The following is a 22,193-nucleotide window of genomic DNA, read 5'->3' on the forward strand; positions in this document are numbered from 1 at the left end:
AAAATTCATAGAAACAAAAACATAAAAAAACAGCATGCTTTTTATAACATGCTGTTTTTTTTATGTCTTATAAATCTGCAAATCAGAAATTATGATTTCAACAGGCCGATCAGTTTATCAATGATCGGCCTGTCTCTATATTAATCTGCGTGCAAAGTATCTGCGTGCTCTTCCGGTTTGTAATTCGCTTCCAGTTCAGCAAGCTTCTTACTACCATAAGCCATTTTGGTAATCAATACAAACAGTACCGGAACAATAAAGATCGCGAGAATCGTCGCTGAAAGCATCCCTGCAGCAACAGTCCATCCAATCGTCATCCTTGAAACCGCACCGGCACCATGGGAAATAATCAAAGGAATAACCCCAAGAATAAAGGCCAGGGAAGTCATGACAATTGGGCGTAACCTCAATTTCACAGCCTCAATAGTTGAAGCAATCAATCCCATACCCCAATCCACACGTTCTTTCGCAAACTCCACAATAAGGATCGCATTTTTTGCAGAGAGACCGATCAGTGTAATCAGACCTACCTGTGCATAAATATTATTGTCCAGTTTAGGCAGGAAAGTAAGGGCTAAAATCGCACCAAACAATCCGAGTGGTACAGACAATAGAATGGAGAAAGGTACCGACCAGCTTTCATATAAAGCTGCAAGCAGCAGGAATACAAAAACAATAATCAGTGCGAAAATCAAGGTAGTACTGCTACCTGCTTCTCTTTCCTCCAAACTCAAACCAGAGAAATTATACGCATAATTCGCAGGTAAGGTTTGTGCCGCAACTTCATCCAATGCATTCAGTGCATCACCAGAACTGAATCCTGGTTTTGCAGATCCGCTGACCTCAATAGACCTGAAAAGGTTAAAGTGATTGATAATTGACGCATTTTCTATGGTTTTATAAGTTGCCAAAGAACTCAGGGGAACAGAAACTCCTGCAGAGTTCTTCACATACAATTGTGTCAGATTTTCTATTTTACCACGGTAAGCCGTATCAGCCTGTGTTACCACCCTGAAGTTACGTCCGTACTTTGTAAAATCATTCACATAACTACTTCCCAGATAAGAAGATATCGTGCTGTAAACGGATCCTATGGAAACACCCATCTTTTTCGCCTGCTCACGGTTGATATTCACCTTATAATTTGGTGTTCTCGCATTAAACAAAGTATAAGCCATCGCGATCTCAGGACGTTGGTTTGCTGCTGCAAGGAATTTACCTACGTTAGCTTCAAACTTCTTGATATCACCGGTTTGTTTCTCCTGGATCTGCAGGGTAAAACCACCACTGATACCCAATCCTGGAATTGGAGGCGGAGCTACAGCCAGCACACTACCATCTTTATCGCCAGCAAACTCCTGGGATACTGCAGCAATTGTACTGGTCACATCTCCTTCACGCTCATCCCAGCCTTTCAACTGCACAAAGAACGTAGCCGCATTAGATTTAAATGATCTGTTCAGGATATTGATACCCCCGATAGAAGTAATATTCAATACCTCAGGATGTTTTTTCTGAATAGTCTCAGTGATTCTTTTGATAAATGCATCCGTACGTGCGGCAGAAGCCCCCTCTGGTAAGGTAACCCCCATAAGGAAAATACCTGCATCCTCATTGGGAATAAATCCTCCTGGTTTTTTCATGAATAAACCAACCGTACCTACATACAGACAGGCTAAAATCACCATCACTAATGGCGCTTTTTTCAACGCCCATTTCACACCATTGGAGTACCTGTTTGTCACTTTACCAAACCAGGTATTGAATTTATAGAAGAATTTATTTAAACCTTTTGAATCCTTGTTCAGGTTCATTGGGGTAAGCAGCAATGAACACAATGCAGGCGTAAGAGACAATGCAATAAATGCAGAGATCAATACAGAAACGGCAATCGTAATCGCGAACTGCTGGTAAAGCTGACCAACCATACCCGGAATAAATCCAACCGGAATAAATACAGCAGCAAGAATCAAGGCAATGGCAATAACCGGAGCCGTGATATCTTTCATCGCTTTACGTGTAGCATCCGGAGCAGAAAGTCCTTCATGGTCCATATAATGCTGGACCGCTTCCACCACCACAATCGCATCATCCACCACAATACCGATGGCCAGTACGAAACCAAACATGGTCAGTACGTTAATAGAGAAACCTAAAAGTGTGAAGAAGATAAACGTACCAATAATCGATACCGGAATAGCCAATACCGGAATTAATGTAGCCCTCCAGCTTTGAAGGAAGAAGAATACCACAATAGTTACCAGAATCAATGCTTCAATAAGCGTATGGATTACCTCATTGATAGACACTTTTACGATTGAAACCGTTTCATAACCCACTTTATAATCAAGATCGGCCGGGAAGGACTTTTTCAACTCAGCCATTGCCTTGTCAATACCTTCAGCAGTTTGCACCGCATTACCACCCGGGGTCTGGTTAATCGCCATCATGGAGGCTACTTTTCCATTGATTTTAGATCTAGTCGCATAAGAGAATTCACCCAGTTCAACCCTGGCCACATCCCTCAGGTATACTGAAGAACCATCCTGACCACTTTTGATCACGATATTTTTAAACTGTTCTTCTGTATTCAGGTCACCATCAAGAATTACGGAGAATTCAAAAGTCTGACCACTGCTTTGCGGAGGTCCGCCTACGCTACCACCCGGTATACGTGAATTTTGTTCTGTAATTGCAGTAGAAACGTCTGCTGGCGTAAGTCCTAAACGCGCCAGTTTATTGGCATCAAGCCAAACACGCATACTGAAAGGCTGACCAAATGCCTGCACGTCACCCACACCCGGAATACGTAACAATGCATCCTTTACATATAGGTTGACATAATTGGAAATAAACTTCTGGTCGTACGTACCATTTGGAGAATACAGACCTAAAACCATCAAAATATCATTGTTGGCTTTTTTCGTGGTCACCCCTAAACGTCGCACAGCTTCAGGCAGTGCCGGTTCAGCGATACCTACCCTGTTTTGAACATCCAGGGCCGCAATATCGATATTGGTCCCTACATCAAAAGTAACAGTAATGGCAGAACGTCCGTCTGAAGTACTATTGGATTGCAGGTACTTCATTCCCGGACTACCATTGATCTGGCTCTCTATGGGTGTAGTTACTGTTTGTTCTACGGTTTCAGCATCTGCACCGGTATACGTTCCTGTAACAGTAACTGTAGGTGGTGCAATGTTCGGATATTGACTGATCGGAAGGGTCGTAATTACAATACTACCGATCAGAACAATTAATATGGAAATAACGATCGCGGTAACGGGTCGCTTTATAAATACTTCTGAGATCATATGTCCTAAATTCTTTTAAAAAACTATTTTTTAGCTGGTGCTGCTGCTGCAGGTTGTTGTCCGTTTGCCTCCTCAGCAGAAGCAGCTTTCACTACAGCGCCCGGGCGAACATTCTGAACTCCTTCAACAACAATTACATCACCCTGTTTCAAGCCATCGCTGATCACAACATTCTGATCAAACTGTTTACCAAGCTTCACAATACGTGGTGTTGCTTTAGCACTATCTCCTACTACATATACATTAAATTCACCCAATTGCTCAGCAACAGCTTTGTAAGGAATAACCAGCTGATCATTTGCTGCTTTATTTAATGCTTTCAGGTTAACCGTCATACCAGCGAACAACACTCCTTTAGGGTTAGGATAACTGATTCTCACTTTAATCGTGCCTGTAGCCGGATCAACAGCACGGTCAATCGCTATGATTTTTCCCTGACCATTATAGATGCTGCCATCCTGTAACTGAACGGTAAAAACCGAATCTTTTGCAGAAGAAGCATCTTTTTGCAAGGCAATAAAACGTGAAATCTCTGCCTGATTGATGGCAATATCAACAGCCATCGGATCATTGGTAGAAACCGTATTTAAAATTGTTGTACCAGGTGAAGCAAAAGCACCTAATCTGATCTGAGAAATACCGATTGTTCCATTTAAAGGAGACACAATAACTGAACGCTGCAAATCAGACGCTGCAGAAGACAAAGAAGCCTGTGCAGCTGCAACCTGAGATTCTGCATTCGCTAAATCAGTCAATGCATAATCCACACGTTGTTTAGCTACCGCATCCTGCTCAGCAAGTTTGGTATAACGGTCGGCATCCTTCTTAGTTTTATCACGGTTAGCTTTAGCTACAGCAACATCCGCTTTCGCAGCATTGTAAGCAGCCTGGTATTTGGTACGGTCAATTTCATATAACTTCTGACCTTTGGTAACTTTCTGCCCATCTTTAACGAAAATTGCAGTAACGTAACCACCTACCTGAGCACGAAGTTCTACTTCATTTAATGCCACAACCACACCAGGATAAGTATCTACCGTAGTCACGGGCTGGGCTGCAACCGTATAAGTAGTTACCGGAGTTGCAGGTGGAGGTCCCTGCTGTTGTGCTTTCTGATCTCCGCCGCCGCAAGAGGCTAATGTTAAAGTGCTGATAATAGCGACGCCAAATTTTATGTAATTAGTGTTCATGTCTGTTATTGGTTTACGTTAATAGTTCCTAGTGCTTGTTTTACGTCTAATTTTGCTGACAATAAACTATATAAAGAATTCAGATAGTTCAATTGTGCCGTGCGGAGATCTGTATCAGATGTCATCAAATCAAGATAAGTTTTGATCCCTTCATCATATTGAAGTTTAATGGTATTGTATACCTGTTTTGAAATCTCCACATTTGCCTTCGCGGTGTTCAGGTCGTTCAGGTTGGCTTTATAGGTTGCCATGGCCGACTCATACTGGGTATTGATCTGATTTTTGCTATTGAAGAGATCAAGATCTATTCTTTTCTCCTGTAATTGGGATTTCCTGATTTCCTGCGTACGTTTACCGCCCTGGAAAATCGGGATACTCAATTTAAGACCGATCACAGAACTTGGATAATTGGTGTTGTACAAATCACTGATTTCCTGATTCTGGTAATTGAACCCATAATTATAGAAACCAGATAAGGTAGGAACGTAACTCCATTTATTGTAACTGGTATTGATCCGTTGCAGTTGTCTTTGCGTTTCCAGCAAACGGTATTCTACCCTGTTTTGATAATCAACCACCTGGTTGGTATCAATCTGGATATCTTTCTCCATATCTCCTGCTGCATAAGAAAGACCAAATTCTTTATCAGCGGTGTATCCGATCAGCTCCCTTAAATAAGCATATTTAGATTTCAACAATTCTGTTGTTCTTTTCTTGTCTGCTTTTGAATTGCTGAGGCTGATTTGTGCACGTTGAAAGTCAGTTTTGTCGACCAGACCTGCTTCGTACTGAGAATTGGCATCTTTATATTGTTTCTCCAGACGGGCAATCGTTTCGTTAATAATATTTAACTGTTCGTTGCTGGTCAGAATATCATAAAAAGCTTTACTGACATCAACCACGGTACTGATTTTAGCATTCTCTGTATTTTGCTTGTACTGCTGTCTGAAATACTTAGCGGTTTTTGATGCCTGAATTAATCCGGCATTTAAAAACTGCTGATCTGCCTGTAAAACAAAAGATGAGGTATTCTTCGCACCAAAAGTCAGCAATGAACTTACCCCATTCGTAGTCAGTATCTGCGACTGTTGCTTAAGGTTGTGGTTGAATGTTCCGTTACCATTAATCTGTGGTAACCAACCGGATAGTGCTGATTTAATATCGCGTTCCCCGATTTCTTCATCAATCACTGACTGCTGAACACCTGGTTTGTTGGTCAGAGCATAATCAATACACTCCTGAAGTGTCGCATTGCTTAGCGTCTGCTGCTCTCTGACCGTAGTCTGCGCATCAACCTTCCCTGGCAGGAGAATCGGGATGCAGGCGAGCAGCATTAAAATTAAATTGTGTGGTTTCATATATATATTAAGGGTATTGAGTTTATTCATTTTACTGCTTTTTAATTCCGTCCCAAATGATTTTTACTACTTCAATAATATCCTCCTTGGAGAACACAATTCGCTGAGATAGCTGAAAACTTGCAGCAGCAACAAGCGTACCTCTAATTGTCGGTGCAAGCAATCTTGGATCAATATTTTTGAAGTAAGAATTGTCTATTCCGTATTTAAAAAAAGGAATAACCTTTTCAGTGTAGAGCTGACTGTCCTTTTCAGGGAAATCATGGGCGTAGGGCGAGTTAATATACTGTTCAAGAAAAAACATAGCATCCTCATTATCAACGTAAAAGTTGTAATGATTGATCATAAAATTAAAGAAACGTTCATTGTAACTTTTGCGCTCATCGTCTCCCATTAGGACAGCGGCACCAAGTTTGTTCTTCACGTGTATATATAACTCTACAATCAATGCTTCTTTGGACTCGAAATAATGGTAGATTGTTCCGGCAGCCACCCCGGCATGTTTGGCAATCTGGCTCATAGGTGTTCCATGGAAACCATGTTTCCGAACTAATGCGAGGGTACTGTTTAAAACAGCTTCTCTTTTGCCACAAGGATCTTCTAATTGAACGTTCATTCGGTTACAAAGAAACATAAAATTTCTTTTGCAAAATATTGTTTAACCCAATATGACAATTGGGTGATGCAGGTAACAAAATGGAGATAGAGAAAGAAATTCTTTAGGCATAAAAAAGCCCTGTTCCGGAATCAGGAACAGGGCTTAAATCAAATTTAACTAATGTTAAGGTTGTAAGGAAAATGAATAAAAACTATTTTCAGCAGTCCCCATTCAGCATACAGTTGATATTAAAATATATATCTTAATCCTAATTGGATACTATACGTACTTGTAACCGAAACGTTATCCTGGAATGGAGTTTCAACTAATTTACCACCAACTTGAGCTAAATTATAAATTGGTCTGCTGGTGGCAGCATCTACACTTCTAAACTGGAGTGGGTTATTTACTATAGTACTTTGGTATGTACCCCAGTTTTTATTAAGAAGGTTCGCAAAGTTTGTGATATCTGCACTGAACTGCAAAGTTTGTCTACCAGCTTTACCAGTATTAACAAAAAGATCTTGCAAGAACCTAACATCAATCTTATTGAACCATGGTAATAAGGCAGCATTTCTACCAGCAAATTCACCTCTGTGTTTTTTCAAATAAGGAGTATTGTTAATATATTTCTCCAAGGCCTCTTCTTGTTGGGCAACAGTGAATGTAACTGCATTAGCACCTGTACCAGTTGTATATGCAGCAAATTTAGTTTCACCTGGTCTCGGGATATACATTAAATCAGCACTGCTGTTTCCGTCGCCATTTAGATCACCATTCACTACATAACTGTAAAGACCTTGGTTAGCTCCCTCATAGAATACAGAGATCGTTGTAGCCAAATGTTTAAGATATTCTTTACGGTAAGAGATGTTAGCCACCACACGATGAGGGGTTGCATAAGCTGAATTCCCCATTTCTTCGAAATTACTTGTTCCAACGTTAGGATTTGAATTCCATACAGAACTAGCCTGACTTCCTGGATTAGCAGTTACTTCTTTGGCTGCAGAGAAAGTATAGGCTAATGAAGCTGAGAATCCGCTTGCATAAGCTTTAGTCAATTGAGCTGTTAATGAAGTTGCATAACCTCTATCAGAATTTTCTAATACAATTGCAGAAGTGATTGCACTATTCAACCTGTTACTTCCTGTAATACGTGGTCTAGTCAAATTACCTTCGTTGATTGTACTATTTGGTGTCACAAGGTTTGCGTTACGCATCTTAACCGCATTCATGTCTTTAGTAAACAATCCATCGAATGTTGCTGTAAAACCATTTCCTAAGTTTTTGTCAAAACCTAAATTAACACGGAAAACCTTAGGGAATTTGAAATTTTCATCCATAAATACAACGTTCGCTGGAGTAGAGGTACCAGCTGTTGTAGGAAACAAACCTGCGTAAGCATTAGGATCACTGCTCAATTTGATATTAGCCAATTGTGCCTGACCTGCTAAAGTAGAATTATTTATCGCTCCACCGAACTGATACATACCAGTGTTCGTAGGAATGTTAGTTAAGAATACAAAAGGAATTTTACCAGTAAATACGCCTAAACCACCGCGAAGTACTGTCGATTTATCATCAGATGTAAACCTAAATCCGAATCTTGGTGATAACATCACTGCACTTTTCGACCATTTATCAGTACTATATTGTCTTAAAGTCTGGCTATCTTCACCATAGAAATTCAATTTGGAAGTAGCTGGATTATTTAAAGGATTTTCATGATAGATTGGCATATCAGCACGAAGACCAAATGTCATTTTAACATTATCACTAATATTAACTTCATCCTGAATATAAGCTCCGGCTTGTCCTAATTTTAATTCAGCTGAATAAACAGCACTTTTACCAGGAACAAGAGAATAAGTATAAGCATAGTATACTGGTGCTCTATCTTGTAAGAAATCGTCTAATGAATTATAGGCATAGTAACTGTTTGAACCAGCCATAAACATATTTCCTGTTTTCTGATATTCATAAGTTACACCTGCAGTCAATGTATGTTTACCTGCATAATAAGTTAAGTTGTCAGTGAATGCATACACATCATTGATAACATCATTATTATAGGTATATGGATCCATACCCGCAAAAATAAAGTTACCACCTTCACCATTGAAAATGTCTATACTTGGGAAGATAGATCCAGGATAATCACGCGTAGCCTGATTTTTAGTAACAGCCAATAACACCTGGTTAGATAATTTATTACTAAATCTGCTGTTCAATTCAACTGTTCCACTTCTGGTAGTATTTTTAAATCCATAATTTGAATTTTCGAAAGCAAAGGAGTTAGCTGAAAAACGATTGTTTGGAGCGCGGGATAGGGTTGTTTTTCCACCACTAGCATTGGTTACCTGAAAACCACCACCATTTGGAATACTTGAACCATTTAATCCCACATCATCTGTTCCTACGAAATCACTATATTTCACAGTTAACTTATGATTGTTATTGATATTCCAATCTAATTTCGCTAAGATTTTATGATTTTCTGTAGCAAAACTAGGGAAGTTATCATAAGCACCAGTATTGTAGCCGAATCTGTCATTAAGGCTTTTAGAAACAGCTGCTAAATCCTCTACTTTTGTAGAGGAAAGAGTACCAGCTCCTGAACCACCCGTAGGTGCAAACGTTATACCTGGCTTAGTACTTTCCTCTTTCTCTGCATTCACAAAGAAGAATAATTTGTTTTTAATGATCGGCCCACCAAGACTGAAACCATAAGTTTTAGACTCAGATTTAGCAATACCTCCACTAATATCGATATCGCCTACTTTAGATCCTACAAAACTTTGATCCCTATAAAAACCATATGCAGTACCTTTAAAGGTATTTGTACCACTTTTAGTTACAGCACTAATGTTTGCGCCAGTGAAACCTGCCTGTCTAACATCATAAGGAGCAATGCTGATTGCAATCTGATCATAAGAATCTAACGAAATAGGTTGAGCACCACCACCTGGAAGTGGATCGCTATTTAGACCGAAGTTATTGTTTAAGTTAGCTCCATCCACCTGAATGTTATTGTAACGTCCATCGCGACCACCAAAAGTATTGTTGGCACCTGCCTGAGGAGTTAACCTGGTAAAGTCACTGATACTTCTTGAAATAGAAGGTAAAGTGGCTAAGTCAACACTTGAAACGTTTGTACTGGCACCAGTTTTCTGCGTTGTAATTTTATTCTTAACACCTGTTACAGTAACTTCTGACAACGTATTTCCTGATTCGTCAAGTTTGTAATCAACAATATAAGACTCTCCCAATTTCAAAAACGCATTCGAAATTTTTCCAGCTGCATAACCTATATATGAGATTTCTACATTGTATGGTCCACCTACTCTCATATTACCAATGGAGAAGCGACCATCTGAGTTTGTAGTTACAACATAACTAGTTCCGGAAGGAGTGTGTGTAGCTTTAACTGTAGCACCGGGTAGTGCTCCTTTGGCATCCTTTATGATACCGTTCATTGAAGACGTAGTAACCTGAGCATTGGAATAGGATGCAAATCCTACCAGTGCAAAGACAAATACTACAATTCGAAATAGTAGAGATTTCTTCATACTTTCTGATTGATTGTTGTTTTGAATGTTGTAAGTATTAATATAATAGTTAACGGCACAAAAATAGGCATTAATGTTATAACGTTTTAGCATTCAATGTTAAGAAATCATTAAGTAAGTCAGTTATTTTTCCACATTTAACAATTAAAACACAGCCTTAACCTACAGTTTGACAGATATTTATTATCAATAATTTAAAAACATCAATTATTTGATATAAAAGAGGACAAAATTCATTTAGATAAAAGAATGTCAGAAAAATCGAATTACACCTTATAACTAACATTTTTTTTTAATTTTGGGCTTTACTAAGTTAAAATTTCCTGTAACAAGATATGAACTACGATGTAATTATAATCGGTAGCGGTCCCGGTGGATACGTTGCTGCAATCAGAGCTTCACAATTGGGTTTAAAAACTGCAATTGTAGAACGTGAATCTTTAGGTGGAATATGCCTTAACTGGGGTTGTATTCCAACAAAAGCTTTATTAAAAAGTGCACAGGTATTTGAATATATCAATCATGCGGCAGAATACGGTATTAAAACCGCGCCAGCTGAAGCTGATTTTGCTGCTGTTATCAAACGCAGCCGTGGTGTAGCTGAAGGAATGAGCAAAGGTGTTCAGTTCCTGATGAAGAAAAACAAGATTGATGTTATTATGGGCACCGGAAAAGCTAAACCGGGCAACAAAGTTGAAGTTAAATCTGCTGATGGTTCTCAAAAAGAGTTAACGGCTAAAAATATTATCCTGGCAACAGGTGGACGTTCCAAAGAATTGCCAAGCTTAAAACAAGACGGTAAAAAAGTAATCGGCTACAGACAGGCTATGGTCCTTCCTGAACAACCTAAATCAATGGTCATTGTTGGTTCTGGTGCTATAGGTGTAGAATTTGCTTATTTCTATGCTACGATGGGAACAAAAGTTACTGTGGTTGAATTCATGGAAAACATTGTACCGGTTGAAGATGAGGATATCTCTAAACAATTATTGCGCAGTTTCAAGAAAGCTGGGATTGAAGTGATGACTTCTTCAAGCGTAGAATCTGTAGATACCACTGGTACCGGATGTAAAGTACAGGTAAAAACAGCTGCTGGTATGCAAACTATTGAATGCGATATCGTTCTTTCTGCTGCTGGGGTGGTTGCGAACATCGAAAACATCGGACTGGAAGAAACAGGTATCAAAACTGAAAAAGGTAAAGTGGTAGTTGACGGATTTTACAATACCAATGTAAAAGGATACTATGCTATCGGAGATATCGTTGGCGGTCAGGCATTGGCACACGTTGCTTCCGCAGAAGGAATCATCTGTGTAGAGAAAATTGCCGGCCATAACCCAGAACCACTAGACTACAACAACATTCCCGGCTGTACCTACTGTACTCCTGAAATTGCTTCTGTAGGTTATACTGAGAAAGCTGCTAAAGCTGCAGGTTATGAACTGAAAATCGGTAAATTCCCATTCTCAGCATCTGGTAAAGCAAGTGCTGCAGGTGCTAAAGATGGTTTCATCAAAATGATCTATGATGCAAAATATGGTGAACTGTTAGGCGCACACATGATTGGTGCTAACGTAACAGAAATGATTGCTGAAATTGTTGTTGCCCGTAAGTTAGAAACTACTGGCCATGAAATGCTTAAAGCAGTACATCCACACCCTACCATGAGTGAAGCAATTATGGAAGCCACTGCAGATGCATATGGCGAAGTAATCCACTTATAGGCCGGTAAACCTACTGATACATATAAGTATTACATATTTATTAAAAAACCTGCTGTGAACACAGCAGGTTTTTTAATTTTACACCCGATACTAAACCCATTCCTAATGAAGCTACATACGATTGAAACAGGATTTTTTAAACTTGATGGCGGTGCAATGTTCGGCGTAGTCCCAAAATCGATCTGGCAGAAAAGTAATCCGGCCGATGCAAATAATATGTGTACCTGGGCAATGCGTTCTTTACTGATAGAGGACGGTGATCGCCTGATATTGATCGATACAGGAATGGGTGAAAAACAGGATGATAAATTTTTCAGCCATTATTACCTCCATGGTGAGGATACCTTACAAAAGTCACTGGCAGCAAAAGGTTTCAGTGAAGACGATATCACAGATGTATTCCTTACGCACCTGCATTTCGACCACTGCGGTGGAGCCATTGTTCGTAAAAATGGCCAGCTCCAGACAGCGTTTAAAAATGCTGTTTACTGGAGCAATGAACAACATTGGGACTGGGCCGTCAATCCGAATGCAAGGGAAAAAGCATCTTTCCTGAAAGAGAACATCCTCCCAATCCAGGAAAGCGGACAACTGAAATTTATTGAAAGTAAAGAAGGTATTACATTCGCAGACAATTTTAACGTACGTTTCGCTTTCGGGCATACCGATGCCATGATGCTGCCACAGCTTAGGTACAAGGATCAAACCATTATATATGCAGCTGATTTGCTGCCCTCTACAGGTCATATTCCATTGCCCTATGTCATGTCATACGACATGTTCCCATTACAGACATTAAAAGAAAAAGCTGCATTTCTTGAAGAAGCCGCATTAAAAAACTATATCCTTTACCTCGAGCACGATCCTGTAAATGAGTGTTGTACGGTACAACAAACGGAAAAGGGAATCCGGCTGAAAGAAACATTACAACTGACTGACTTATAAAAAAAGTCAGTTATTATAAACTTTTTTATCTTTGTGCTGTTTACCGTGTACGATGTATCCGTTAGAAAAATTGCTTTATGAAGAAGCAATGGGACTATTGAACATTCAATTCCCACATCTCAATAAACAGTAAAATATGATAAAAAAAATTACTTTGTTAGGTTGGTTTGCCATCATCCTTTCCGGTTGTAATGGCATAGAGTACAGCCCGAATCAGAAATTTGATGGAAACACGCCACAAAATGTAAATAATGCTGAAATATTAGCCCTTCCACAAAAACCTGCAGGCTCAGCTATTAAAATTGCGGTGTCTGGCGATACCCAAAGAATGTATAAGGAGTCCCAACTCTTTGTTGACCATATCAATGCAAGGAATGATGTCGATTTCGTGATCCTGAATGGTGACATTTCAGATTTTGGTCTGCTTGCAGAATTTGAAGGCATCTATAAAATATACTCCGGTTTAAAAGTTCCTTTTATTTCAGTTATCGGTAACCACGATCAGGTGGCAAATGGATATGATGTGTACACACGGATGTTTGGTGCCACCAATTATACCTTTACCTATGCAGGCATAAAATTCATATGTCACGATTCCAACAGCAGGGAACATAATTTTGACGGGACCATACCAGATATGGGCTGGCTGAAAAATAACCTGGCTATGGAAGCAGGGATTGACCATATCATTGCATTTTCACATGTCCCCCCTACCGACAGTGATTTTGATCAGAAGTTAAGAACCGATTACGAAGAACTTTTCAACAGCACACCTGGAATGATGGCATCAATTCATTCGCACCAGCATTCTCCTGATGTAATTTACAGACGTGAAGGAACAGGAATACCTTTTATTATTACAAATGCCGTGGTAAACAGAGCATATACACTTATAGACATTACAAATGGGGAACTTCATGCACAAGCTGTTAATTTTTAGCATCATTCTGATGGTGCCAGGTTTTCAGAAAGCCATGGCGCAAAAATCTTTTGCTAAGTTCCTAACTCCTGACTATGCCGAATTACAGCATGCTGGAAGTATAGGCTATATGAGTGCCGGCATAGGGTATAACCTTTCAAAAAAAGAGAGGACTGCTCTTAGTTTTCATTATGGTTACGTTCCGGAAGTAAAAGGTGGAGAATTACACATTGCTGCGGTCAAATTCCAGTATAAGCCTTTTGCGATACGGATCAAAGACAAACTGACTTTTTATCCGGTTAATCCAGGTGTATTTCTCTCCTATACTTTTGGCAAACAATTCGGCTTCTCTTTCGATGATGATCAATACCCAAAAGGATATTATTTCTGGTCGCCCGCACTAAGGGAACACATCAGTCTAAGTTCAGAGCTTAAGATTATGGGTGATAAAACCAGCAGGATAAAATCCATCAGTCTGTATACAGAAGCAAACACTAATGATCTGTATATGATTTCCTGGTTTGAAAACAGGACAACAACTCCAATCCAGGAGATATTTCACCTGGGATTTGGGGTAAGAATGTATTTTTAAAACCAATTCGTACATATACATCTGGTTAGAATCTGAACATGACAGCGAATTACAGCACTTATTGCAGGAAAGTTCCAGGCTGTCAGTAAATAATTCCTGCTTTGTCTATATCAATATCAAAAATGTAATCGTTAAACAATTATTATAAAGCGAACATAACTGGTTTTTTATTATTAATCAACGATTTATCGCTGTTAGTCAACAAAGAATATACCGGATTTAGTAGAGAGGTATCACCCTGTCAAAAGTACTTTGGAATAATTTTTGCTGCTAATACCTTGTATAAATAACTAGTGTAAAGTGTAACGTTTTCAGGAATTTATGTTTATAAATTGCCATAAAATCCTTACTTTTGCACGTTCTAACACATAAACGAGTACCAAAGCACATAAATGAGACAACTCAAAATCACCCAATCCATAACCAATCGCGAGAGTCAATCTCTAGACAAATATCTTCATGAGATTGGTAAAGTAGATCTAATCACCGCAGAAGAAGAAGTCATACTAGCAAGAAAGATACGTGAAGGTGATCAGGCAGCTCTGGAGCGTTTAACGAAAACCAACTTGCGTTTCGTGGTCTCTGTGGCTAAACAATACCAGAATCAGGGATTAACTTTAGGTGATTTGATTAATGAAGGTAATCTTGGTCTGATCAAAGCTGCAAAGCGTTTTGATGAGACAAAAGGTTTTAAATTCATCTCTTATGCTGTATGGTGGATCCGTCAGTCAATTCTGCAGGCAATTGCAGAACAAAGCCGTATTGTACGTCTTCCATTAAACCAGGTAGGTTCATTAAGTAAAATCAGCAAGGCCTTTTCTAAGTTAGAGCAGGAATATGAGCGTGAGCCTTCTCCTGAAGAGCTTGCCGATATTCTGGAAACTACTGTAGATAAGATTTCTGATACCCTCAGCAACTCCGGAAGACACGTTTCTATGGATGCACCTTTTGTACAGGGGGAAGAAAACACTTTGCTGGATGTACTCGAAAACCACGAGCCAAATACTGATAGCAGCTTGATTAACGAATCTCTTTCCGAAGAGATCAAACGTTCATTATCGACTTTAACTGAACGTGAACGTGAAATCATTGTTCTTTTCTTTGGATTAAGCACAAATCATCCGTTATCACTGGAAGAAATAGGTGAAAAATTCAACCTTACACGTGAGAGGGTACGCCAAATCAAAGACAAGGCATTACAACGCCTGCGTCACACTTCACGCAGTAAAATACTAAAATCATATTTAGGGTAGTTCAATAACACTCACCTATTCAAATACAGAAAGATCGGGCCTTACCCGGTCTTTTTTATTTTAGCCACATTTCAACTCCATGGAATGCCGCATATTTTAGAAACCCGGTATAGATTTCAATGCCTCATCAAAACAGGGATAGATTGCATAAAAATGCGATGCTTGACATCCTATTCTTTAGGAAATCATCTTGTAGAGGCTCCTTAGAAAAAATAAAATGCAATCATCGGAAAAACTTTGCATCGGACAGCCCCGGCACAATTTGGCAGGAAGCCTTCAGAGCAAGTATCATTAAGCCCGGTACAACAGGCCAAAGACCGAAAGCTTTACCTTCCATTCTACCTCCTCCTTAATTTGATCAGAAAAACCAGTGATTTGTGCCTGAAGCAATTGCGGCCACCAGATATATTGCGCTTTCGCGCAAACAAAAAATCATTCTTTATGTTTTTTCATATACACTAGGCGTTGTCATTTATTTGTAATATATTAGGACTTACTGAACCCACTAACTCACCTGTTATACCAAAAAAGATGAATATGAAAATATATTTTTTCTTACCCTTACTATTTTCATTAGGCTGTAATGCTGTGAAGACAGCCACCAAACCTTCACAATCCGAACAATTATTAAAAGATATAAAAACCTTGTCATCTGATGCCTATGAAGGTAGAAAAACTGGCACCAAAGGAGCAGAGATGGCAAGAAATTACATTGCCAAAAGATTCAAGGAAATAGGGATTACCTCATTCCCATTGCTCAACAGTTACCAGCAACCTTTCATATTTGAAGGAATTGATGATCCGAAAGTGAATGGAAAAAATATGATCGGTTATATCCCGGGGATCAGTGAAAAAATCATAGTCATTTCAGCACACTATGACCACCTGGGGATCATTAATGGAAAGATTTTCAATGGTGCAGATGATAATGCTTCTGGTGTGGCAGGTCTGTTAAAAATTGCTGCTCACTTCGCCAAAAACAAACCAAATTACACATTAATTTTTGCTGCCTTTGATGCAGAAGAATTTGGAAGAAAAGGCTCTGATTACTTTGTAAAGCACCTTCCTGTAGATATCAAAAGAATAAAACTGAATATCAACCTGGATATGATCAGTCACAATGAAAAAGGAGAACTGTATGCTTCCGGTACTTATAAAAATCCGCAGCTAAAATCCTTCATTGCGACTACAAATCCGGATCTTAAAATATTGTTCGGTCACGATAATCCTAAATTAGGAATAGATGACTGGACAGACCAAAGTGACCAGTCGGCTTTTAATGCTAAACAAATCCCATTTATATATTTTGGTGTGGAAGACCATAAAGACTACCACAAAGAGACTGATAAGTTTGAAAATATCAATCAGGAATTCTTCATCAATGCAGCAAATGCGATACTTGAAATTACAGATAACATTGATAAGGACAGGACTGTAGAAAGGACATTCAGGGAAAAACTCCAGATGAAAAGGAAATAAATACACGACCATTAAGACATTGGCATATTTATACAGGAAAGGCCCAAACTTCATCGTTTGGGCCTTTCCTGTATAAATATCATTGCTTAACAATAAAATATCCCCGATAAAAGAAGAGTCTATTTCCAGGATTATTTGGGAGCGTGTTTAGTGCCAACCATTCCTATAAATTCACTGTTCGGATTAACAGGTTTGATATTTTCTGACCTGACTGATGAAATGGCTACATCCCGGTTCCCAATACTCATCACCCCGCTCCTGCTTGCAGATGTAGTCGTGGTAGCTGAGGAAGGGACTAGAATATCCAAAGCAGCCTTAAGATAGGAATCACGTTCATCACCAAACTCATATCTCGGATCAAGATAAGCAACAGCCGTTGTAGGGGAAATACCCGTGTAATACCTACCCTCATTATTGGAATTAAGCGTTTCGAACATAGACATGTATACCTCATACCGATTCTGCAGGGTAATAGGAAAAAAACCTACAGGCTTTCCGTAAGTAGTTTCTCCAACGACCTTTACATTCAAGTAAGGTTTCAGGTTATTGATCAGCAATTCACTCGCAGAGGCTGTACTTTCTGAAACCAGGAAAACCACAGTGGTAACCGTATTTAAACTCCCCTTCTTGGAAAAAAATGCATTATTATCATCGGCTGTAGTAGAATAATCAAGATCAGCATAGGTGATCATCTTTCCCCCCTGGTATTGTACTTTTCCTGCGGAATTCAAAAGTGGCTGATGACTAAGAATAGTTGCATTTCCACTCTGCATGGTGGAATTATAAATGGTAGAAAACATCTTCTTACCATTTAAACTGCTGGGAACGATCAAATTTGCCAGGTGTTCAGAAGCATAGACATAACCTCCGCCATTATAGCGCAAATCGATAATCAGATCCGTCACTCCCGCAGCATTGAAATTAGAAAACACCGGATCCAGATTGGTATCATTCAAACCGTCAGGATCTGATAGTGCTGAAAACCTGGCATAGGACAGGTAACCGATTTTCTTTCCCGATTTTTCGAAAACTTTAGTGGCATAAACAGGGCTACTTTTATAAGATTTGGATTGAAGGGTAAGATTAAAGGTCACCCCGTCGGCATAGTTCCTTCCTTCGATAGTAACCGAGCCAGCAGATAGATCGTCTATCACCCCATCACTTTCATTATCGTAGCTTGCACCTAATGTCCTTCCATTTATTTTAGTAATGATCCATCCCCTTTTCACACCTGCTTTCTCAGCTGGGGATCCCGGATAAACAGCAGTGACATATAACGTATAGGTACCAGAATTTGTGGTATAAAAAACCGGCCTTATGCCGACATCATTTCCATTTCCTTCCAAATCAACATTGGCCTTATTCTGGTTTATACTTGCTGTTGGATTGGCTTCTGTCAAATCAGAGATATATGAATATTTAGGAAAACCATCATCGTAGTATTCATATGCTGAACCTGTAGCCGGATTAATTTTCAGCTGACTAATGGCATAAAGTTCCGCGTTATAACTATTGATTGGTGAAGACGCATTCAAATAGCCCTGTGGATTAAACACACTGTAAGAAGGGATAGCGTCATTCCAGAAATAAATCTCCTTCGCGTAGAAAAACAAAGAGTCAAGTGTTGACTGCGTCCCTGAAATATTTGTAGACATCCTGGTTGCACCTGTAGTATCTACAGGAGTCGGACTTGTCTCTTCTTTACTTTTTTTACAGGAAATGAGTATTGCACTGAGGAAAATAACAAGAAAAACCTTGTTGATAAGGGTTGTTTTCATATCAAACTATTAGCATATTAAGAACTACGGTCTTAAGTTACCAATAGTTTGTCAATGTCTAAGAAATTTAACATTTCATTAAATCCACGCTTCTGCTCCTTGTTACAATTGTTCACCAAAACCACCTGACTGGGCTCCAGTCCATGTTTTTCAATAATTATCTGCACAGCCTCAGCTGTTGATCCTTCTGCAATCTCAGCTGAAAAATAAACTGTCAGATATTCCCCGACACCATGCCATTCCATCTGCCTGATTTTATTCAACTGCATCACCGGATCACCATCTGCCAGCAGGAAAACCTTTTTACCTGCTGCTGTAATCTCCTGGATAAAACTAAGTACCTTCGCAAACATCAATAACTTCAGCGGTAACCTCGCATTCTGGTGCAGCAATTCGAAATTATCCTTATATTTTTCCGGCAGATTAAACTGTGCGGCTGTTTTAAAAAATATGGCGACATCACCTTCTTTTTCATAAATTTCCCGCATAAAATCAATGATACTTCTACCATCCATCTGCTCAGTATATTCCATAAACTGGGCAAAAAGGTAATATACCTGCAACAAATAATCCTTTTCCGGATAAAGAACATTGTCCAGTTGAAAAATAAATGCTGAATTGTCTTTTATGTAATCTTTGGTATTCATCTATGCAATGGTAAATAGGGAAGTAAAAATTTCATCCTTTACCTCTTTGATATAAAAAACGCCTGTCATTTTTTCCGGATAGGAAGGTATCCAGGGCAAAGTACTGAATATCACCTCTCCATCATTGAATATGACCCAGTCCCTTGGTTGCGGAATCGGCTTGTTAAAATATTCTTCCAGTAAAGGAAGTTCCGGGAGCAATACAGTAATGTTATATTCTTTAAACAATGTGGCTGCCCTGGAGATGGCATGAACTTCAAATTCATATAAGGGCAATAAGGTATCAGCCTGCTGGTCAAGACAGATATTCAGTAGATTATGGGCAATCACCTCATCATTCCTTTCACCCAGGCTCAAAAAAGTATAGGCCGCGGTACCAAATGCGGGCATTTCCCCATAGTCGGCCAGGACAACCTCTGCCTGGGTAAATGCTTTTAGAAGTTTTAATGATTTGGAAGCCTTACCGCCGGTAATTATGATCTTCATTGGAATAAAATATTTGTTTTTTGTTTTTCAGATTGTAACAATGCTGTTCCAGTATTGCCTATAATTCGATCAAACCATCTTTCATGGTGACTATCCTGTCACTGATCTGGGCCAGTTCATTATTGTGGGTAACGATAACAAAAGTCTGCTTAAAGTTATCACGCAATGTGATAAAAAACTGGTGCAATGCTGCTGCATTCTCAGAATCCAGATTTCCGGAGGGTTCATCAGCCAGGATGATCGCAGGACTATTAATTAAAGCCCTGGCCACAGCAATACGTTGCTGCTCTCCACCGGAAAGCTGATTGGGCTTATGCGTGGCACGATCTTTCAGACCTAACATATCCAGCAGTTCCAGTCCGCGGGATTCCGCTTCTTTCCTGCTTTTTTTGGCAATAAAGGCAGGAATACAGATATTTTCTATGGCAGAAAACTCCGGTAATAAGTGGTGGAACTGGAAAACAAAACCAATATTCTGGTTCCTGAATATACTGAGCAGCTCACCGGATAATTTATTCACCCTGGTATGATTGAGCTCTACTGTTCCCTCATCCGGCTGATCAAGGGTACCCAGGATATGAAGCAAAGTACTCTTCCCTGCCCCTGATGCACCGATGATGCTGACAACTTCTCCCTTTTCCACTTCAAAATCGACACCTTTTAAAATGGGCAGTTTCCCGTAAGCTTTTTTTATACCTCTGGCTTTTAGCATAGCGCAAACTTACAAAAAGTTGGGAAGGATAAATAGGAGAATAGTTTTTAAAACCGATCTGAAATTGTAGATTTGGATCAAATTTTTTCAGCAAATGAATATACACGAATATCAAGGTAAGCAAATACTTAAAAGTTTTGGTGTTGCCGTACAAGAAGGCATCGTTGCCGAAACTGTTGAGCAGGCTGTAGAAGCTGCTAAAAAAATGAAAGCAGACTATAACTCTGACTGGGTTGTGATTAAAGCACAAATCCATGCTGGCGGAAGAGGTAAAGGTGGCGGTGTAAAACTGGCTAAAAACCTTGACGAAGTTAAAGAAAGAGCGACAGCTATCCTGGGTATGCAGTTGGTAACGCCTCAGACAGGTCCGGAAGGTAAAAAAGTAAATAAGATTCTTGTTGCACAGGACGTTTATTATCCTGGTGCTTCTGAAACAAAAGAATTTTATGTGAGCGTTTTATTAAACCGTTCCAGCGGCAGGAACATCATTATGTATTCTACAGAAGGTGGTATGGATATTGAAGAAGTTGCAGAACATACGCCTCACTTAATTTTCAAAGAAGAAATCGATCCTAAAGTTGGTCTTCAGGGTTTCCAGGCACGTAAGATTGCCTTTAATTTAGGCTTAAGCGGTGCTGCATTTAAAGAAATGGTGAAATTTGTGACTGCGCTTTATAAAGCCTATGACAATACCGATTCTTCAATGTTCGAGATTAACCCGGTTTTAAAAACTTCAGACGAAAAGATTATCGCAGTGGATGCTAAAGTGGATTTAGATGAAAATGCTTTATACCGCCATCCTGATTATGCAGCAATGCGTGATAAACTGGAAGAAGATCCAACAGATGTTGAAGCAAGTGAATCAAACCTTAACTATGTAAAACTTGACGGAAACGTGGGTTGTATGGTGAATGGTGCTGGTCTTGCCATGGCAACTATGGACATCATTAAAATTGCAGGTGGTGAGCCGGCGAATTTCCTTGATGTGGGTGGAACTGCCAATGCTCAAACTGTAAAAGCTGGTTTTAACATTATTCTAAAAGATCCGAACGTAAAGGCTATCCTGATCAATATTTTCGGTGGTATTGTTCGTTGCGACCGTGTTGCACAAGGTGTAATTGACGCTTATAAAGAAATCGGAAATATCCCGGTTCCAATTATCTGCCGTCTGCAGGGAACAAATGCAGCAGAAGCAAAACAACTGATCGATGATTCAGGTCTTCAGGTTTATTCTGCTATTGCATTGAAAGATGCAGCAGCACTGGTAACTGAAGTTTTAGCTTAATTATTGAATAAGTAGTTTAACTATATTTTAAGAAAAGGGTAATCCGCAATGGTTTACCCTTTTTTTATGACCACAATCTTCTACCCTCCCTGAGCTGCACTTATGATGTGCAAATAACGTTGGCACACCAGCGTTACAAACTGTCTATATATAGCCTATTATCCAGCCATATCCTGCTGAGGTTTAACAGCACAGGCCAATCTCTATCCTGAGCAAAAATTAAATAAATATATGAAAGGTACGCAGGCTCGCTGATCTGTTTAATTCCCAATTGGGCATTCTCATCAGCCGATTCTTGTGTTTTCAACGGAATTAAAAAGTCAAATAAAATAAAAAGGCTCCAA

General features: G+C 39.4%; 16 protein-coding genes. 7 read left to right on the forward strand and 9 right to left on the reverse strand.

The window, feature by feature from the left end; translation table 11 throughout:
• Positions 1-140: 140 nt before the first annotated feature.
• The 5 genes from ACSBL2_RS19415 to ACSBL2_RS19435 form a co-directional block, all read right to left on the reverse strand.
• Entirely contained in the window at positions 141-3,314 is a 3,174-nt protein-coding gene (locus ACSBL2_RS19415) for an efflux RND transporter permease subunit (RefSeq protein ID WP_442588216.1), read from the reverse strand.
• Between the two features lie 23 nt (positions 3,315-3,337).
• On the reverse strand, positions 3,338-4,504 hold the full coding sequence (locus tag ACSBL2_RS19420; protein ID WP_442588217.1) for an efflux RND transporter periplasmic adaptor subunit: 1,167 nt from the start codon (positions 4,502-4,504) through the stop codon (positions 3,338-3,340).
• Positions 4,505-4,509: 5 nt separating this feature from the next.
• Positions 4,510-5,892 (reverse strand): TolC family protein, encoded by a 1,383-nt coding sequence (locus tag ACSBL2_RS19425; protein WP_442588218.1) that lies wholly within the window; start codon positions 5,890-5,892, stop codon positions 4,510-4,512.
• A gap of 1 nt (position 5,893) precedes the next feature.
• The gene (locus ACSBL2_RS19430) at positions 5,894-6,478 is read right to left on the reverse strand and encodes a TetR/AcrR family transcriptional regulator (RefSeq protein WP_442588219.1); all 585 of its coding nucleotides are present in this window, start codon (positions 6,476-6,478) and stop codon (positions 5,894-5,896) included.
• A gap of 230 nt (positions 6,479-6,708) precedes the next feature.
• Positions 6,709-10,029, reverse strand: a complete 3,321-nt coding sequence (locus tag ACSBL2_RS19435) for a carboxypeptidase regulatory-like domain-containing protein (RefSeq protein ID WP_442588220.1) — start codon at positions 10,027-10,029, stop codon at positions 6,709-6,711.
• A 335-nt stretch (positions 10,030-10,364) separates the two neighbouring features.
• Between ACSBL2_RS19435 and lpdA the strand changes: the two genes are divergently transcribed.
• The 6 genes from lpdA to ACSBL2_RS19465 all read left to right on the forward strand — a co-directional run bounded on the left by lpdA (position 10,365) and on the right by ACSBL2_RS19465 (position 16,941).
• Positions 10,365-11,753, forward strand: coding sequence for a dihydrolipoyl dehydrogenase (gene lpdA / locus ACSBL2_RS19440; protein WP_442588221.1), 1,389 nt, complete (start codon positions 10,365-10,367; stop codon positions 11,751-11,753).
• A gap of 105 nt (positions 11,754-11,858) precedes the next feature.
• On the forward strand, positions 11,859-12,698 hold the full coding sequence (locus ACSBL2_RS19445; RefSeq protein ID WP_442588222.1) for an MBL fold metallo-hydrolase: 840 nt from the start codon (positions 11,859-11,861) through the stop codon (positions 12,696-12,698).
• 136 nt (positions 12,699-12,834) lie between these two features.
• A complete protein-coding gene (locus ACSBL2_RS19450) occupies positions 12,835-13,638 on the forward strand; it encodes a metallophosphoesterase family protein (protein ID WP_442588223.1) in 804 nt (267 codons plus the stop codon).
• On the forward strand, positions 13,616-14,209 hold the full coding sequence (locus tag ACSBL2_RS19455) for a hypothetical protein (RefSeq protein WP_442588224.1): 594 nt from the start codon (positions 13,616-13,618) through the stop codon (positions 14,207-14,209). Before ACSBL2_RS19450 ends, ACSBL2_RS19455 begins: the two co-directional genes overlap by 23 nt.
• A 392-nt stretch (positions 14,210-14,601) precedes the next feature.
• Positions 14,602-15,462: a sigma-70 family RNA polymerase sigma factor gene (locus ACSBL2_RS19460; protein WP_008242129.1), complete on the forward strand. Its 861-nt coding sequence runs from the start codon at positions 14,602-14,604 to the stop codon at positions 15,460-15,462.
• A 537-nt stretch (positions 15,463-15,999) separates the two neighbouring features.
• Positions 16,000-16,941: a M20/M25/M40 family metallo-hydrolase gene (locus tag ACSBL2_RS19465; protein WP_442588225.1), complete on the forward strand. Its 942-nt coding sequence runs from the start codon at positions 16,000-16,002 to the stop codon at positions 16,939-16,941.
• 131 nt (positions 16,942-17,072) lie between these two features.
• On the opposite strand, the gene ACSBL2_RS19470 is transcribed toward ACSBL2_RS19465, so the two are convergent.
• From ACSBL2_RS19470 to ACSBL2_RS19485, 4 genes are read right to left on the reverse strand one after another with little or no spacing between them, the layout of a single operon-like run.
• Positions 17,073-18,719: a S41 family peptidase gene (locus ACSBL2_RS19470; RefSeq protein ID WP_442588226.1), complete on the reverse strand. Its 1,647-nt coding sequence runs from the start codon at positions 18,717-18,719 to the stop codon at positions 17,073-17,075.
• A 32-nt stretch (positions 18,720-18,751) separates the two neighbouring features.
• Complete coding sequence (locus ACSBL2_RS19475; RefSeq protein ID WP_442588227.1) at positions 18,752-19,366, reverse strand: haloacid dehalogenase; 615 nt, start codon at positions 19,364-19,366, stop codon at positions 18,752-18,754.
• Positions 19,367-19,852, reverse strand: coding sequence for a hypothetical protein (locus ACSBL2_RS19480; protein ID WP_442588228.1), 486 nt, complete (start codon positions 19,850-19,852; stop codon positions 19,367-19,369).
• 58 nt (positions 19,853-19,910) lie between these two features.
• Positions 19,911-20,564: an ABC transporter ATP-binding protein gene (locus tag ACSBL2_RS19485; RefSeq protein WP_442588229.1), complete on the reverse strand. Its 654-nt coding sequence runs from the start codon at positions 20,562-20,564 to the stop codon at positions 19,911-19,913.
• 94 nt (positions 20,565-20,658) lie between these two features.
• Here ACSBL2_RS19485 and sucC point away from each other — a divergent pair, with 94 nt between their 5' ends.
• Positions 20,659-21,849, forward strand: coding sequence for an ADP-forming succinate--CoA ligase subunit beta (gene sucC / locus ACSBL2_RS19490; protein ID WP_442588230.1), 1,191 nt, complete (start codon positions 20,659-20,661; stop codon positions 21,847-21,849).
• The last annotated feature ends 344 nt before the right edge of the window (positions 21,850-22,193 follow it).

The organism is Pedobacter sp. AW31-3R, from assembly GCF_052180285.1.
GTDB lineage: Bacteria > Bacteroidota > Bacteroidia > Sphingobacteriales > Sphingobacteriaceae > Pedobacter.

Coding starts and splice junctions, on each gene's coding strand:
- ACSBL2_RS19445 (WP_442588222.1), top strand. CDS start 11,859: ATGAAGCTACATACGATTGAAACAGGATTTTTTAAACTTGATGGCGGT.
- ACSBL2_RS19435 (WP_442588220.1), bottom strand. CDS start 10,029: ATGAAGAAATCTCTACTATTTCGAATTGTAGTATTTGTCTTTGCACTG.
- ACSBL2_RS19465 (WP_442588225.1), top strand. CDS start 16,000: ATGAAAATATATTTTTTCTTACCCTTACTATTTTCATTAGGCTGTAAT.
- ACSBL2_RS19455 (WP_442588224.1), top strand. CDS start 13,616: ATGCACAAGCTGTTAATTTTTAGCATCATTCTGATGGTGCCAGGTTTT.
- ACSBL2_RS19480 (WP_442588228.1), bottom strand. CDS start 19,852: ATGAAGATCATAATTACCGGCGGTAAGGCTTCCAAATCATTAAAACTT.
- ACSBL2_RS19485 (WP_442588229.1), bottom strand. CDS start 20,564: ATGCTAAAAGCCAGAGGTATAAAAAAAGCTTACGGGAAACTGCCCATT.
- ACSBL2_RS19415 (WP_442588216.1), bottom strand. CDS start 3,314: ATGATCTCAGAAGTATTTATAAAGCGACCCGTTACCGCGATCGTTATT.
- ACSBL2_RS19470 (WP_442588226.1), bottom strand. CDS start 18,719: ATGAAAACAACCCTTATCAACAAGGTTTTTCTTGTTATTTTCCTCAGT.
- ACSBL2_RS19430 (WP_442588219.1), bottom strand. CDS start 6,478: ATGAACGTTCAATTAGAAGATCCTTGTGGCAAAAGAGAAGCTGTTTTA.
- ACSBL2_RS19425 (WP_442588218.1), bottom strand. CDS start 5,892: ATGAATAAACTCAATACCCTTAATATATATATGAAACCACACAATTTA.
- ACSBL2_RS19460 (WP_008242129.1), top strand. CDS start 14,602: ATGAGACAACTCAAAATCACCCAATCCATAACCAATCGCGAGAGTCAA.
- ACSBL2_RS19450 (WP_442588223.1), top strand. CDS start 12,835: ATGATAAAAAAAATTACTTTGTTAGGTTGGTTTGCCATCATCCTTTCC.
- ACSBL2_RS19475 (WP_442588227.1), bottom strand. CDS start 19,366: ATGAATACCAAAGATTACATAAAAGACAATTCAGCATTTATTTTTCAA.
- sucC (WP_442588230.1), top strand. CDS start 20,659: ATGAATATACACGAATATCAAGGTAAGCAAATACTTAAAAGTTTTGGT.
- ACSBL2_RS19420 (WP_442588217.1), bottom strand. CDS start 4,504: ATGAACACTAATTACATAAAATTTGGCGTCGCTATTATCAGCACTTTA.
- lpdA (WP_442588221.1), top strand. CDS start 10,365: ATGAACTACGATGTAATTATAATCGGTAGCGGTCCCGGTGGATACGTT.